The sequence below is a fragment of the Actinospica durhamensis genome, assembly GCF_018139695.1.
Taxonomy (GTDB): Bacteria; Actinomycetota; Actinomycetes; order Streptomycetales; family Catenulisporaceae; genus Actinospica; species Actinospica durhamensis.
In genome coordinates this window covers 1-15,002 of record NZ_JAGSOG010000223.1, presented here as the reverse complement: position 1 = coordinate 15,002, position 15,002 = coordinate 1, and the positions used below count along the sequence as shown (strand labels likewise).

Sequence of the window (15,002 nt, the reverse complement as noted above, 5' to 3'; positions counted from 1 at the left end):
TGGCTGGGACACGGGCGGGGACGGCCTAGCCGTATCGCACTCCGACTCCCGCTTGACCGCTCGCCGGGCCCGTGGAGAGCATCGGCCCATGCCCGTCAACGAGCACCTGTTCGTCCTGTTCCTCATCACCACGTCCGTCGCGATGATCAGCCCCGGACCCGACATGCTCTTCATCCTGACGTGCGGCATGCGGGGCGGCCCGCGCGCCGGCCTGCTGGCCACCACCGGGGTCGCGACCAGCGAAATCATCCACATCACGCTGGCCGCCGCGGGGCTGTCGGCGTTCTTCGCGGCCGCGCCGACCGCGTTCACCGCGCTGCGGATCGCGGGCGGCGCCTACCTCGTCTATCTCGGCGTGCGGGCGATCCGGCACCGGGGCGAAGACCACATCGAGCTCGACGCGTCGGACGGCAGCCGGATATCGGGGCGGGTGGCTTATCTGCGCGGGCTGCTGACGAACCTGGTGAACCCGAAGATGGTCACCTTCACGATCGCGTTCCTGCCCCAGTTCGTCGATCCGCGCCTCGGCCGGGTCTGGCTGCAGTTCGTGATCCTCGGCGCGGTCTTCATCGCACTCGAATTCCTCGTCGACGGCACCGTGGGCGTCCTCGCGGGCCGGATCGGACACTGGCTCAGCCGCCGGCAGCGGGCACGGCGACGCCTTGACGTGGCGACCGGCAGCGTGTTCATCGGGCTGGGGGTACGTCTGGCCGCAGAGCGCTGATTTCGCTGAGCGCGGCGCTGAGGACGGCGGTGACGTCGTCCTCGGCGATCGGCTCCCGGGCGTCTTCCTCACGCAGGCGCAGCGCCCGCTCGATCGCGCTGAGCGAGGGCTCGCGCGCCAGCGCCCAGCGGGCGGCGTCCGACTTCGAGCAGTGCGTGCCCTCCACCGCGAACCGCCACATCCGGCACGCGGTCAGGACCATGAACGCGGCGTTGTCGGCATCGTCGGCCAATGTCAGCCACCTGCCCAGCCAGTACCTGCCGCGCTCCTCGATCCACGTGCGCGGGACCACGCCGATCACCTCGTTCGGGGCGGCACCGTGCAGCGCGCGTCCCGAGTCCCGCGCCATCGCGAGCTCGGGCAGGAGATCGGCGGACTCTTCGACCCTGGCGTCGACCTCGAAGTCAGGGACGCCGCCGGGGTAGCGGCCGACCAGCAACTCGAGCGCGGGGCGGGGTGCCGGCGCCCTGCACACTTCGGCGGTCGCGACGAGCAGATCGATGCCCGCCGCGCCGCCGAGGTCCGCGCCTCGCACGACCGAGGTCAACGCTTCGATCTCCTCGTCCGCCAGCGCGTGCTCGACCACGATCAGCAGATCGATGTCGCTGCGGCCAGGCACGAAGTCGCCGGTCGCGAGGGAACCGTGCAGAATCACCGAGGCAACGGGCGATCGCAGGTTCTCCAGGCACGCACGGCACAAGCTCTGCGCCGCCTCCAGGGCGATCCGACGGAAGTCATCCACGGCAGACCATCATCGACGCGTTGGCGGATGTGTCTGTGCGGGCGCGCCGGCTCAGCCGCTGTAGACGGCCCGGTCCTCGCCGCCGTGGTCGGAGCAGGCACCGCGGATGCCGCCGGACATGCTGTAGGTCTGGTCGTTGCACTCGACCATGTAGCCGCGGCCCTTCCAGAAGCTCGCGATGCAGTCGAAGTAGCTGCAGACGTCGGCGTTCGGGCTGGTGATGTGGCTGCCGGTGCCGCAGAAGTTGTAGCCCCACGGGTTGCTCGGCGCGCCGCAGACGGAAGCCTGGTGCGTCGGCGCGGAACTGGTCGCGGGAGCGGGAGTGCTCGGCTTGTGTGTGGTCGGCGTGGTGTGCGGTGCGGTGGTCGTGGTGGCCGGGGCCACGACGGCCGCGCGGGTGGACTTCGCGGGGCTGGGCGTCGTGGTCGTGGGCTGCGACGGCGAGGGCGAGAGGGACGGGGACTGCGACGGGGACGACGACGGCGACGCGGAGGGAGAGGTTGCCGGGGAGGCGGCGGAGGCCGAAGCGGACGCGGTCCACAGCGGGCCGGCGGAGTTGTTGCCGGCGGTCGGGTTGAGCTGGATCGGCGTGGGCGCAGGGCTCTGCGTCGCCAGCGCGTAGACCACGAAGACGGCGGTGGCCGCGGAGATGATGCTCCGGCGCCGCACGGTCCAGTCCCGGCGCAGCCACACCAGGACGATCCCCACCGGGAAGAAGGCGATCAGCAGCAGCGTCACGATCAGGGTCCGCTTGTGCCAGGGCCGTCCCGACTGCTGATGGCGCCCCGGCGGCGGGGGAGTGGACGCCCGCGGCGCGGCACGCGGAGGCAGGGGCGGCGGAGTCCAGGTGTTCGGCGGCTGCGGCCGGCGCGGCGGGTTGTCGTTGCTCATGATTGCCCCCTTATATGCGTTCTCTGCGGCGGAAGCGGCAGGTGGCAGCGCCTGCTTTTTCCACGGGCGCGAGGCTATCGGTGAGCGTGCGCGTTTCGTCAAGAGATCGTCATGTCTTCATCAACTTGCAACCAAGCACGGCCAAGCACGGCCAAGCACGATCAACGGCGACCAAGCACGACCAACGCGGATCGAGTCGTAAGGCAGGAGCAGCGCCGCCCCCCGTGACGGCGCTGCTCCTGCGGCTTCTGGGTCAGGACCGCGCGACGGTGAGGCGCAGCAGCACGGCGGACCAGGTGTTCGGGAGGGTGACGGTCAACTCGCGTGCGGCGGGGTTCCAGGCGGTGGTGGCCTTGCTGGACAGTGGGAATGCGACGTCTGCGACGAGAATCGGATCGGTGTCGGCGACGGGCGTGAGCCAGGGGAGCGGGAGGGTGGCTTCGGACTGCTCGGAGTCGCGGCGCCAGATCAGGACGTAGGCGGCGGGGGCTTCGGCAGGACCGGAGTCGGCGTCCGTCTCCGGCGCGATCTCCATGGCCAGCGCGGTCCAGCCGTCGCGCCAGGCCGGCAGGCCAAGCGGCCAGTGCGGGACGGAGACGGGCAGGTGCGGGCGCAGGTCGCGGTAGGCGGCCATCGCCTCGTGCACGAGCGCGGTCTGCTCGGGGCGGAGCTGGTCGAGCCTGCCGCTCAGGTGGATCCGTCCCAGCAGCGCGCCGGCGAGGGTGAACGCGGTCTCCTCGTCGGTGCTCTCAGGGATCGGATACGCCCACACCGCGGTCTGCTCGGGGGTGACCGCGAGGGGTGCGGGCGCGGCGATGGCGGGGATCAGCCGGAAGTCCGTCTGGTCGGTGACCGAGTGCAGCTGCGCCGTGGCCAGCATCGCGTGGTCGGTGCGCAGGCCGCCGGAGGCGCAGCTCTCCACCACGAGGCCCGGGTGCCGGTCGAGCAGGGCATTGATCCACTCGAGGTACGCGCGGTTGTGGCCGAGCAGGCCGTCACCCGCGCTCTGGGCGTCGTGGTCGGTGCCGGGGCCGATCTCGATGTTGTAGTCGAACTTCAGGTATTCCAGGCCGAACTGCTCGATCAGCCGATCCACCGCCACATCCAGGTGCGCGCGGGCCGCCGGGTGGCGCAGGTCGAGCTGGTGGCGGCCGCGCTCGGTCAGCCGCCTTCCGGCGCGGGTGAAGAACGCCTCGGGCGGCAGCGTCCGCGCGGCCTCGCTGCGTACGCCCACGACCTCCGGCTCCAGCCAGATGCCGGGCTTCATGCCGAGGGCGCGCACCTGGTCCACGACCGCCTCGAGGCCGCCGGGGAAGCGCACGGTGGAGGGCAGCCAGTCACCGACGCTGTCCCACCAGCCGGCCGTGTCGTCGTACCAGCCGGCGTCGATGACGAAGTACTCCGCGCCCGCCTCGGCCGCCGCCTGCACCAGCGGGAGCAGGCGCTCGGTGCTCGGGTCGCCCCACAGGCAGTTCATGTAGTCGTTGAAGATGATCGGCAGCTGCCGGTGGTCGGTGTGCCTGCGGCGGGTCCGGCGGCGGTGCCGGGTCAGCTCGGCCGCCGCGCCCTCGATCCCCCGGGTGGACGCGGCGATCGTGACCGGGACGGTGGTGAAGGTCTCGTCCGGGCCCAGCAGCGTCGACCACTGGTTCTCGGCGTCGCAGGGTCCGGACAGGCCCAGGTAGACGCCGGCGTCGTGGAAGTCGCCGATCTCCCAGGCCCACGAGCCGTTGTGCTCGATCTGCCACAGCAGCGCGCGGCCGGTCTGCTCGTCGACCAGCGCGCCCATCGGCAGGTGCTCGCCGCTGGACCAGGATCCGGTGGAGGCCAGCGAGATCCGGTTCTTCGCGTCGGGCGGGGCGACGGGGTTCAGGCCGCGCTCGGCCAGGGTGCGGCCGGACCAGCGGCCCTCGCCGCACCACGGGTTCGCCGCGCTCCACACGGTCAGCCGCTCCTCCCAGCGGCCGTCGGCGACCGGGACGGCGCCGGGCACCAGCAGGGAGGTGGCGTGCAGCAGCACGAGTGGTTCGGCGGGCCCCGCGGTGATGCGGGACCAGGCCCGGATCGCGGCGATGCCCGGGTGGTGTTCCAGGCAGGTGACGACGTCGGCGCCGGTGACCGGATCGTGCGCGGTGACCTCGAGGATTTCGCGGGCCGAGCCGGAGGGCGCCTCGGACTCGACCACGCGGTGGCCGGTGTAGACCAGGCGCGTGCCGACCACGCCGCCGATGTGGCGCTTGGAGTTGGTCTCGCGGGTGTGCCCGGCGAATTCGACGTGGGTGAGCGGCAGCATCCGGCGGATCGCGGCGTCCTGCGGTTCGGCGGCCAGGGTGGCGCCCGCGTGCCGGAGCGCGACCAGGCGCGGGGGTTCGCCCTCGGCGCAGTGCAGGTCGAGCTCGAGGGTGTCCCCGTAGGTGATGATCATGTCGGTCGGTCCGTCGCTTTCGCTGTCGCTACGAGTGGGGCCGGGTTCCCCCCGCAGGGCACGGGCGGGGGGAACCCGGGGTCGGCGGAGTTCGCCGGAGTCCCTTACAGGGCGGCTACCTGGATGTAGTCGATGTTCGGGACGTAACCGGTGGAGTTCGCGAACGAGATCGTGTTCTCCCCGGCCGCCAAGGTGATCGGCATGGCCACCGTGCGGTAGCCGTGCCAGCTGTAGGTGTTGGCGAACACCTCCGTGGTGGCGCTGCCTCCGTTCACCGAGATCTGCGCCCAGCGCGACTCGATGTTGGCGTTGTAGTTGCCCGAGCCCGCCGTGTCGTCGTTCGCGTAGGCGATGACGAGCATGTACGTGCCCGCACTGGCCGCGGAGACGTCGTTGAAGGTCAACGTGTTGGCCGCGCCGTCGCCGATGTAGCCGACGTACGCGCCGCCGGAGGCCCAGGTGTCCGAGGTCACCGCGGCCGTGCCGGCCAGGGTGTTGGCCGAGCTCTCGGCCTGGTAGGTGGTGCCGGTACTGCTCGGCGCGGCGGCGACCAGGACGTCCTGGACCGAGCCGGCGCCGTTCGCGGTCACCGTGACCGGGTTCAGGCCCGCCTGCAGGAAGACCGACGCGGACGCGGTGGTGATGGAGCCGCCGGTCGAGGGCAGCGACGCGCCTGCCACCGGCTCGCCGTTCGCCGTCAGCGTCATGCTGCCGCTGGTGGCGTAGCGGATGGTGGTGGTGTAGAAGCCGTTGCTGGGCGCGTACACGTCCACGGTGGAGGAGGCGCCGGAGGCGAGGCCGAGGGTGCCTTCACCGGTGCCGTCCGAGGAGGTATAGCTGTAGCTGACCGAGCCGGAGGTGCGGCCGAGTACGGACTCGTACGCGGTCGCCGCCGAGGAGGCCGCGGTCAGGATGATCTGATCCAGCGTCGCCTGGCCGATCGAGGTGCCGAGCGTGGAGTTGCTCACGGCCAGCTTGATGGTGTGGGTGCCGGCGGTGAGGGTGACGGGTACGGTGACGTAGTTGCGCCACAGCCAGTTGAGCGTCGCCGGGTAGTCGACGAACTCCTGTGCCACGCCGTCGATGCTCAGGGCCTGTTGGGCGACGGTGCCGGTCTCGTTGCCGTAGAAGATCTTGAGGTTGTAGGAACCCGCGGCCGGGGCGGACACGGTGAAGGTGACCGCGCTGTCCGAGGCGTCGAGCGAGCCGACGTCCTCGCCGTCGGCGGTGGCGTAGCCGGTCTGCGTGTACACGGTGCCGTCGGTGATCGACGCGTTGGCCGCGTAGTACGTGGACGAGGACGGCACGGTCGGGGTGGTGGCCGAGGAGACGTTCGAGGGCGTGAGCACGATGCGGTAGGCCGACATCGCGTTCATGTTCGTCAGCGGCACGGTGATGGAGCCGGACGAGGTCGAGTACGTGGTCCGCGAGATCACCTGCGGAGTCGCCCCGGCCCCGGCGAAGCCGGACCAGTCCGTCTCCTCGACCGTCGCGGTCACGTACGAGCCGAATACGCTGGAGGAGATGCCGTTGACGACGGTGTTCGTCGCGCCCGAGGATCCGCCGAGGATGACCTGGGCCTGGTCCTTGCCCGTGTCGTACGAGGCCACGCCCTGGAGCGTGTCCGCCGTGTTCGGCGAGGGCGGGGTGACCGACACCGTGTTCCCGGTCATCCGGGCGTACCAGTAGTACAGCCAGTAGGCGCCGGTCGGGGTGTTCTGCCCGGTCGCCAGGTCGTCGAAGTTCCCGGCGATGTCCCAGTACGCCATGTCGCCGTAGACCTTGGCCTTCTCGAACATCGCGATCCACTGCACGAGCTGGCCCGGGGAGGACAGGTCCAGGTCGGTGCCGTACTCGTCGATGTCGATCGGGATCGGCGTGGTGATGCCGGCCGCGGTCTCGTCCGCGCGGTAGGCGGAGTAGTGCGAGGCGAAGTTCGTCAGGCTGCTGGTGGACAGCTCGTGCCAGCTGATCAGGCCCGGCAGGTCGCCGGCCGACTTGGCGTGGGCGAGGAAGGCGGGCATGAACGAGGAGTCGAAGCCGGACTCGTTCGGGCCGACGATCACCGCGCCCGGGTCGTCCGCCTCGATCTCCGCGTACAGGTCGTCCCACCAGGTGTAGAAGGTGCTGTAGTAGCTCGACCCGCCGCCGAGGTCGAACCACTGCTGGTCCGGCTCGTTGAAGGGCACGATCTCGAAGTCGGCCCGCTGCGGGCTGGCCTCGATCGCGGCCATGATGGTGTTGACGGTGGACTCGTAGGAGGAGAGCGTCTCGGTCGGGTACGGCCAGGACGAGTAGATGTCCTGCAGGTACACCAGGATCTTGCCGCTGGAGTCCTCCTGCATGAAGGACGCGGAGATCTTGCCGGCGTCGCCGTTGGGGTGCTGGGTGTCCCCGGGCGGGCCCTGGGCGATGGTGGTGACGTTCAGGGGGCTGATCAGGTTGGCGCTCGGGACGCCGGCGTCGGAGACCCCGTAGAGGGCTCCGGTGGCGCCGTGCATCACGGCGCCGGTGCTGGTGCCGAGGTTCACCGTGAAGGTGGACGCGGCGGCCGAGGCGGGCAGTGCGCCGGTGGTGGCGGACGCGGTGGCCGCCGTGGCGACGAGCAGCGCCGCGGTCGCGGCCCGCAGGGTGGCGTGCGTGGGTTTCCTGGTCACTCGCTCACTCCATCGTGGGAGGTGGGGGGTTCCACTTCGCTTTCTTGGGTTCCGACCCGCCGGAGGTGGATCAGGGTACTGGCGTGATCTCCGGCGGGCAGGTCTTCGAGGGGTAGGCCGCGGGCGAGCAGCACGGCCCCGTGGTGCTCGCGGCCGGTGGCGGCGTCCCGGTAGAGCGCTTGCGGGTCGAGGTCCCGCAGCGGCAGGGGTGGTTCGAGCTGGCCGTGGCGGCGGGCGTCGCGGTAGACGAGTACGACGATCTCGGCGGCCGGCGCGTTCGTGGCGGCAGTGTCCGTATTCATCACCGCGTCCGCGAGGAACTGCACCGCGTGCAGCGCCTGGTCCGGACCGCCGAGCCGGTACTGGCGTCCGTGCTGGACGACCGGGCGCACCCGCTTGTACGCGGCGACCAGTTCACCGACCCGGGCGAGTTCCTCCTCGTCGAGCGCCGAGAGGTCGAGCCCGATGCCCAGCACGCCTGCCGCCGCGACGTGGAACCGGTACTCCAGCGGCGTGCGCCGGCCGGTGAACGGGTTCGGCGAGTCGGTGATCCAGGCGCCCATGGTCCCGGCCGGATGGATCTGCGTGTACCCGTGCTGGATGTGCCTGCGGTCGGCGGCGTCGGTGTTGTCGGAGGCCCAGACCTGGTCGGTGCGGGCGAGGATGCCGAGGTCCAGGCGCGCGCCGCCGCTCGCGCAGCACTCGATCCGCAGCGCCGGGTGGTCGGCGCGCAGCCGGTCGAGGATGCGGTAGAGGTGGGTGACGTAGTCGAACCAGAGCCCGTCGTCGGTGCGGCCGTCGAGCGGCCCGACCTCGGTGAGCGAGCGGTTCATGTCCCACTTGAGGAAGTCGATCGCGTTCTCGCGCAGTAGTGTGTCGATGGCCTGATGCACCTGGTCGGCCACCTGCGGGAGCGCGAGATTGAGCACGTGCTGCCCGCGCTGCCGGGTGCGGGTCCGGTGCGGCCGGTGCACGATCCAGTCCGGATGCGCGCGGTAGAGGTCGCTATCCGGGTTCGCCATCTCCGGCTCGATCCAGAGGCCGAACCGCATGCCGAGGCCGTGGACGTGCTCGATCAGCGGGGTCAGGCCGTCCGGGAAGCGCTCCGGATTCGGGTACCAGTCACCGAGTCCGGCCGCGTCGCTCGTCCTGGCGCCGAACCAGCCGTCGTCCATGACGAACAGCTCGACGCCGATCGCCGCGGCCCGCTCGGCCAGGGCCATCTGCCCCTTGAGGGTTACGTCGAATTCCGTAGCCTCCCAGGAGTTGTAGAGCACCGGCCTTAACTCGTCCGGGTGAGGGAGCACGTAGCGGCGTACGTAGTCCTGCCAGGCACGGCTGGCCGCACCGAATCCGCCCTCGGTATATATGCCTAGGCTCGAGGGGGTGACGTACTGGGTGTCGGCGGCGAGGTCGAACGCCGCGGGAGTGTGCCCGGCGCCGAGTGAGAGGCTGGCCCGCCCGCTCGGCAGGCGCTGCGCCACGAGCTGCCAGCTGCCGCTCCACGCGAGCGCCGCGCCGTAGACCGCGCCGTGCTCCTCGGTGGCGGATCCGGCGTCGACCATCGCCCACGGGCCGGCCTGGTGGCCGGTCACGCCGCGGCGGCTGCCGAGCACGGTCTCGCCGTAGGCCAGGGTGCTGCGTTGGACGGTGCCCTCGGCGGCCCACTGGCCGTGGGCGTGGCTGAGCCGGTAGTCCTCGAGTTCCGGTAGCACCCAGCAGGCGCAATCCGCGCGTACGACGCTGATCGGCGCGCCGCCGACCGGGCCGGTGTGGCGCAGGGTGAGCCACCGCTCGATCGCCGGGGTGTCCCGCCGCACCCGATAGTGAGCGTTCACACTCAGCGGATAGTGCGCGTCGGCGAAGCAGAGTACGAGCTCGGCGGCCGCGCCGTCCGGCTCGTCCTGAAGTACGTGCGCGCCGGTGAAGGAAAGCTCCAGATCCCGTGTCCCGTCCGCGAACCGGACCTGCAGGCCCGCGTGGCCGTACCTGAGCCCGCCGTCGGGGTCGAGATCGAGCAGCCCGTCGCGCGCGTCCTCGCAGCTGCGCGGACGCGGCGGCGCGTAGTCGAGCAGCGAGACCGCCTGGGCCGCGGTCAACGCGCGGCCCCAGTGCGCCGTCCGCAGCAGGTCGTCGGAGTCGAGGTGCAGCACGTAGCACGACTGCGCTGCCGTCAGGACCCAGAGCCGGTGCTCGGCGACGTGCGTGACCAGTGCCATGACCATCCCCTATGTGAGCGGTAACGGTGTGCGGAAACGGGGTGCCCGGCAACGAACCCTGCGCACGGACTCGTCTTCGGGCGGGTTCGGGTCGGGCGGACTCGGTGGGGCGGATGCGGTGGGGCGGATGCGGCGGGGCGGACTCAGCGCGGCGCGGGGCCGCTGCTCTCGCGCAGGATCAGCTCGGGCTCCGCCCAGGTGCTCGGCACCGGCGCGGACTGCGGGTCGACCAGGTTGTGCAGCAGCCCGAACCCGGCCCGGCCAAGGCCCTCGAAGTCCAGCCGCACGCTGGTGAGCGCGGGTGCCAGGTACGCCGACTGCGGGGCGTCGTCGAACCCGATGACGCTCAGGTTCCCCGGCACGTCCCGCCCGGCCTCGCGGGCCGCGCGCAGCACGCCCAGCGCCAGATCGTCGTTGCCCGCCAGGATCGCGGTGACCTCGCGGTCCGCGACCAGCTCACGCGCCGCCAGATAGCCCGAGCGCGGGGTCCAGCCGGCCGAGCGCAGCGGCGGCACCGGGCGTCCGGCCGCGGTCAGCGCGTCCTGCCAGCCCTGGGTGCGCTGGCTGAGCACCTGCGTGGAGGACGGGATGGACAGGTAGTGCACGCTGCGGTGGCCGAGCCCGAGCAGGTGGCGGGTGGCGCGGGAGGCGGCCTCCCGGTCGTCGATCCACACCTGCGGCCGCCCGTCCGAGGCGTGGCCGGCCGCGGGCCGTTCCACCACGCCCACCACGGGATAGTCCGGCGGCAGCGCGGCCAGCGCCCGCGTCCCGGCCGCCTCGAACGCGATCACGATTGCGGCCCGGCCGCCGGAGAGGCGCTCGATCACCTCCTGCGCGCCGAGCACCGCGTCCGGCTCCAGCACGCTGATGCCCACGGTGAACCCCACCGTGCGCGCCGCCTCCTCGATCCCGCGCAGGGCCGAGGCGTAGCCGTACGCGGCGGTGTCGGCGGTCAGCACCGTCACCGAGCGCACCGGGCCGCCCGCCAGCGCCTGCGCGGCCCGGTTCGGGGTGAAGCGGAGCTCTTCGATGGTGGCCAGCACCAGGGCCCGGGTCTCGGCCTTGACGTGCGGCTTGCCGTTGATCACCCGGGACACGGTCTGGTGCGAGACGCCCGCCGCGCGGGCCACCTCCCAGATGCTGGTGGCCGGGCCCCGGTCGGGCGGTGTCGAGGTTCCGGTACTGATGTTACCGCTCCCTGTCACGTGGTCATTGTCCGAACTGCGCGGGCTCGAAGTCAATCGGGCCGGGTCTCCCGCCCCGGGCCGGGGCGGGAGACCGGTACTGCGGGGGTCAGTCCCCGGAGGCGACCGCGGCGTTGGACACCGAGGTGATGTCGTTCGCGGCGGCCAGCGGGGACATCTGGTCCAGCCAGACCTGGTTCATGTCCTTGAGCACCACGTTGGTGAAGGCGGTGCCCGCGGTGGTCAGCGGGTAGCCGATCGTCGTGCCCTGCGAACCCTGGTAGAAGGCCGAGACGTCGATGCCCTTGGCCTTCCACGCGGCGATGAAGCCGCTGTCCAGGCTCGGGATCGCGGCCCAGACCGTGCCGGTGTCGGTCACGATCTTCTCCGAGGCGGCCGAGGCGAGCCACTCCTCGAGCTCCCAGGCCTGCTCCGGGTGCTTGGTGCCGGCGTAGACGGCGTCGGTCAGGCCGTTGAACACGGTGCCGCTGCCGGCCGGGCCGGTCGGCATGGTGGCCACGCCCCAGCTGCCGGCCGGCAGGGAGCTCTCGTAGGTGTCCAGGTCCCAGTCGCCGTCGAAGGTCATCGCGGCGGTGTTCTGGGCCAGGATGGTGGGCAGCTGGGCGCCGTTCGGCGTGTTGGTGATGGTGCCCGGCGCCGCGACGTGCCACTTGTACATCAGGTCCTGCTCGAACTGCATGGCCTGCACGCACGCGGTGGAGTTCACCGTCCAGGTGCCGTAGGCCTTGGACTGCAGCGCGCAGCCGTTCTGCACGCCGAAGTCCCACCAGTCCTGCTGGCCGTTGGGCGCCTCGAGCGCGATGCCGTACTGCTTGATGTGGCCCGCGTCGAACCCGGCCTGGTTCGGGTGCTTGCCGTTCTTGTCGACGGTGAGCTTCTCCAGCGCCTGCACGAAGGTGCCGCCGTCGGTGGTGTTCCAGCTCAGCGAGCCCAGCTGTGCCGGGGTGATCCCGGCCGTGGCCAGGTCCTTGGCGTTGTAGATGGTCTCGATGGTGTCCCAGTCCTTGGGCAGCCCGTAGATGACGCCGTTGTTCTCCCACTGCGCGAGCAGCTTGGGGCTGTACTGGCTCAGGTCGATCTTCGAGGACTTCACGTCGGCCGCGAGGTTGGTGATGATGCCGTCCTTGGCCAGCTCCGGCAGGTACTCCAGGTGGTCCCAGAACAGGTCCGGCATGTTCCGCCCGGCCGCCGAGGTCTGCAGCTTGGCCCAGTACTGGGCCCAGGGCACCAGGTCGATGGTGACGTGGATGTCCGGGTGCGCCTTCTCGAACACGTCGACCGACTTCTGGTAGGCGGCCTCCTCGCTCGTCTGCCAGATCATGTAGGTCAGGTTCACGACTCCGCCGCTGCCGGACGAGCCGCCACAGGCGGTTGTCAGTCCGGCCACGGACGCGAGGGCGGCGGCTGCGGCGAGGGGCTTTCTGGCACGTCGGAACATGAGGGTTCGTCCACTTCTCTGTGGCGGTGCTGGGGTGAGGGAAAGGAAGGTGCGAGGGTTGCTTCCGTGCGGGTCGTGCAGCGGTGCGGGTCGTGCGGCGGTGCTGCGGTGCGGGGTGTTACTTCAGGCCGGTCAGTGCGATCGACCGGACGATGTGGCGTTGGAACAGCAGGAAGATCGCCACCAGCGGCAGCAGCGCGACGGCCGCGGCCGGCAGCAGGATGTGCAGTTCGGAAGCGAACTGCCCCTGCAGCGCGGCGATGCCGACGGTGACCACCTCGTCCCGCTCGCTGCTGGTCGCCATCAGCGGCCACAGCAGGCTGTTCCAGGTGTTGACGAAGGTGATGGTGGCGAGCGTGGCCAGGATCGGCTTGCTCAGCGGGATCATGATCCGGCGCAGGATCGTCCAGGTGCCCGCGCCGTCGATGCGCGCGGCGGCCTCGAGATCGGCCGGGATGGTCTGGAAGTACTGGCGCACCAGGAAGATGCCGTAGGGCGTGCCGAAGACGTAGGGCAGGATCAGCGCCCGGTAGGTGTCGATCAGGTTCAGGTGGCTCATGATCAGGAACAGCGGGATCAGCGTCACGATCTGAGGCACCATCATCATCGCGATGAAGCCCCAGAACAGTGGCTCGCGGCCGGGGAAGTCCAGCCGGGCGAAGGCGTACGCGGCGAAGGTGGTGAACACCAGCTGCCCGAGCGTGATCGTGCCGGCCACCACCGCGGTGTGCACGATGAACCCGGACATGTCGTACTGCGACCACAGGGCGGTGAAGTTCGACCAGGTGGCCGGGACCGCCGGGGTCCACGCCTGGGTGGACAGCAGCGTGGACTGCGGCTTGAAGGCGGCGTTGAGCGTCATCAGGTAGGGCGCGATCGAGACCAGCGCGCCGATCGAGAGCAGCAGGTAGACGGTGCTCGCGCGCATCCGCCGCAGCACGTGCCCGCCGCGCTGCCCGGAGTTTCGTGGGGTCTTGGCTCGTGGGGTCATGGGGAAGGCCTCCTTCTCAGCTGAAGTCGTAGATGGTGCGCTTGCGGAAGTACCGGAACTGGACGAAGGTCACCACGAGGATCACCGCGAACAGCAGGATCGAGAGCGTGGCCGCGTATCCGGCGTGGAAGAGCTGGAAGGCCTGCTGGTAGATGTAGTAGTTCATCGTCGTGGTGGACTGGCCGGGCCCGCCCTGCGTCATCACGAACACCGTGTCGAACTGCTGGAACGAGCCGATCACGTTGGTGACCAGGACGAAGAACAGGGCGGGGCGCAGCAGCGGGAGGGTGATCCGGAACAGCCGCTGCACCGCGTTGACCCCGTCCAGCGACGCGGCCTCGTAGACCTGCTGCGGGATCGCCTGGAGCCCGGCGAGCAGGAAGAGCATGGTGTAGCCGGTGTACTGCCAGACGTTGACCGAGGCGATCACCGGCATCGCCCAGGTGGTCGAGGTCAGCCAGTTCGGCCCGGTGAATCCGAGCAGCGAGATGACGTGGTCGATGATCCCGGAGCGCGGGTCGAAGAACCAGTTCCAGATCACGCCGAGGGCCACCGGCATCGCCATCCACGGCAGCACGAACACGACCCGGAAGAGCTTGGACCCGCGCATCTTCCGGTTCAGCGCGAGCGCGAGCAGCAGGGCGAGCACGGTCTGCATCGGGATGTTGAGCACGACGTAGTACGCGGTGTTGAGCAGCGCGTGCCAGGACTGGCTGTCGGTGAACATCCGCCGGTAGTTGGCCAGCCCGACGAACTGCGGCGAGCCGATCAGGTTCCAGCTGAACAGGCTGAGCACGAACACGATGACGACCGGGGCGACCAGGAAGGCCACGAAGCCGAACAGGCTCGGCGCGATCAGCAGGTACGCCTCGAGCGTGGTGCGGGTGCGTCGGTTGCGCCGTGCCGCCCGCGATCGTGAGGCCGCGCCCGTGACGGCTATGTTAGCGCTCACAATTTTTCCTCCTGGACGGCGCCGTCGAGATGGGGAAGGGATGGGTTCGATGCGCTGCGACGGGGGGTGCCGGGCTGCGCATGTGCGGACAGGGAAATAGTTAGCGGTAACAGGATTGGGCTGTCAAGGGTCCGGCCTCGGATCCGGCGGATTCTCATGGAGCCGATTGCCTTGCCCGGCAACGCTTTGCGCGGCGCGGTCCGCCGACGCCCCGCACCGTCGCGGCGGCCCTCGGCGGGCCCTCGGCGGGGCCCGGCGGCGGGCCCGGTGGTCCGCAGACCCGTCGACCGAGTCAGTACTCTGCGCACGTACCGGAACCGTCCGGGCGCGGCCCGCACCCGTTTTTCTCTGTTTCGCGGACCTCGCGCTGACCTGGCCATTTTCCTTACGGGTGGGAGTGTGCCAAGAGTCACTTGACTCTTGCCGTAACGTTCTGCTGGTTTCACGCGTCTAGGTGGACGAAGGCGTGTCAGGAGGAGGGGCAGAGCGGTGAGTGGCGAGTATCGGAACGGAGCGCCGGACGGCTGGTTCGGCGGCGCTGACGGTGCGGACGGCGGGCAGGCGCCCACGCCCGAGGCCAACGCGTGGCGCGCGGCGTCCGCCGACGACGTGACCACGCAGATGCCGAAGGTGGGCGGCAACGGTTACGGCGACGGCTATGGCAACGGCAGCGGCTACGGCGCGGGCGGTGACGGCGCGTACGGCGCCGCCAATTCCTACGGCCCTGGACCCGCGGCCGCGCCCGTCCCCGCGCAGCC

General features: G+C 70.6%; 10 protein-coding genes and 1 pseudogene. 2 read left to right on the top strand and 9 right to left on the bottom strand.

Annotation, left to right across the window (positions count from 1 at the left end):
- Positions 1–88: 88 nt before the first annotated feature.
- Entirely contained in the window at positions 89–724 is a 636-nt protein-coding gene (locus tag KDL01_RS30760; protein WP_212532169.1) for a LysE family translocator, read from the top strand.
- Here KDL01_RS30760 and KDL01_RS30755 read toward each other — a convergent pair.
- From KDL01_RS30755 to KDL01_RS43945, 9 genes are all read right to left on the bottom strand, one after another.
- On the bottom strand, positions 687–1,466 hold the full coding sequence (locus KDL01_RS30755) for a nucleotidyltransferase domain-containing protein (protein ID WP_212532167.1): 780 nt from the start codon (positions 1,464–1,466) through the stop codon (positions 687–689). The genes KDL01_RS30760 and KDL01_RS30755 overlap by 38 nt on opposite strands.
- Before the next feature lie 51 nt (positions 1,467–1,517).
- Positions 1,518–2,357, bottom strand: a complete 840-nt coding sequence (locus KDL01_RS30750) for a DUF3761 domain-containing protein (protein WP_212532166.1) — start codon at positions 2,355–2,357, stop codon at positions 1,518–1,520.
- A gap of 253 nt (positions 2,358–2,610) precedes the next feature.
- On the bottom strand, positions 2,611–4,782 hold the full coding sequence (locus KDL01_RS30745; RefSeq protein WP_212532165.1) for an alpha-galactosidase: 2,172 nt from the start codon (positions 4,780–4,782) through the stop codon (positions 2,611–2,613).
- A gap of 104 nt (positions 4,783–4,886) precedes the next feature.
- Complete coding sequence (locus KDL01_RS45545) at positions 4,887–7,439, bottom strand: carbohydrate-binding protein (protein WP_212532164.1); 2,553 nt, start codon at positions 7,437–7,439, stop codon at positions 4,887–4,889.
- Positions 7,436–9,658, bottom strand: a complete 2,223-nt coding sequence (locus tag KDL01_RS30735; protein WP_212532163.1) for an alpha-galactosidase — start codon at positions 9,656–9,658, stop codon at positions 7,436–7,438. The genes KDL01_RS45545 and KDL01_RS30735 overlap by 4 nt, the downstream gene beginning before the upstream one ends.
- A 143-nt stretch (positions 9,659–9,801) precedes the next feature.
- Positions 9,802–10,863, bottom strand: coding sequence for a LacI family DNA-binding transcriptional regulator (locus KDL01_RS30730; protein ID WP_212532162.1), 1,062 nt, complete (start codon positions 10,861–10,863; stop codon positions 9,802–9,804).
- Positions 10,864–10,951: 88 nt separating this feature from the next.
- The gene (locus KDL01_RS30725) at positions 10,952–12,250 is read right to left on the bottom strand and encodes an ABC transporter substrate-binding protein (RefSeq protein WP_212532161.1); all 1,299 of its coding nucleotides are present in this window, start codon (positions 12,248–12,250) and stop codon (positions 10,952–10,954) included.
- 169 nt (positions 12,251–12,419) lie between these two features.
- Positions 12,420–13,292 carry a carbohydrate ABC transporter permease gene (locus KDL01_RS30720; RefSeq protein ID WP_212532160.1) on the bottom strand — a complete coding sequence of 291 codons (873 nt, stop codon included), beginning with the start codon at positions 13,290–13,292 and terminating at the stop codon, positions 12,420–12,422.
- A 16-nt stretch (positions 13,293–13,308) separates the two neighbouring features.
- Complete coding sequence (locus KDL01_RS43945; RefSeq protein ID WP_212532159.1) at positions 13,309–14,244, bottom strand: carbohydrate ABC transporter permease; 936 nt, start codon at positions 14,242–14,244, stop codon at positions 13,309–13,311.
- A 489-nt stretch (positions 14,245–14,733) separates the two neighbouring features.
- Between KDL01_RS43945 and KDL01_RS30710 the strand changes: the two are divergent.
- A pseudogene (locus KDL01_RS30710) lies at positions 14,734–15,002 on the top strand (hypothetical protein); the annotation flags it as partial.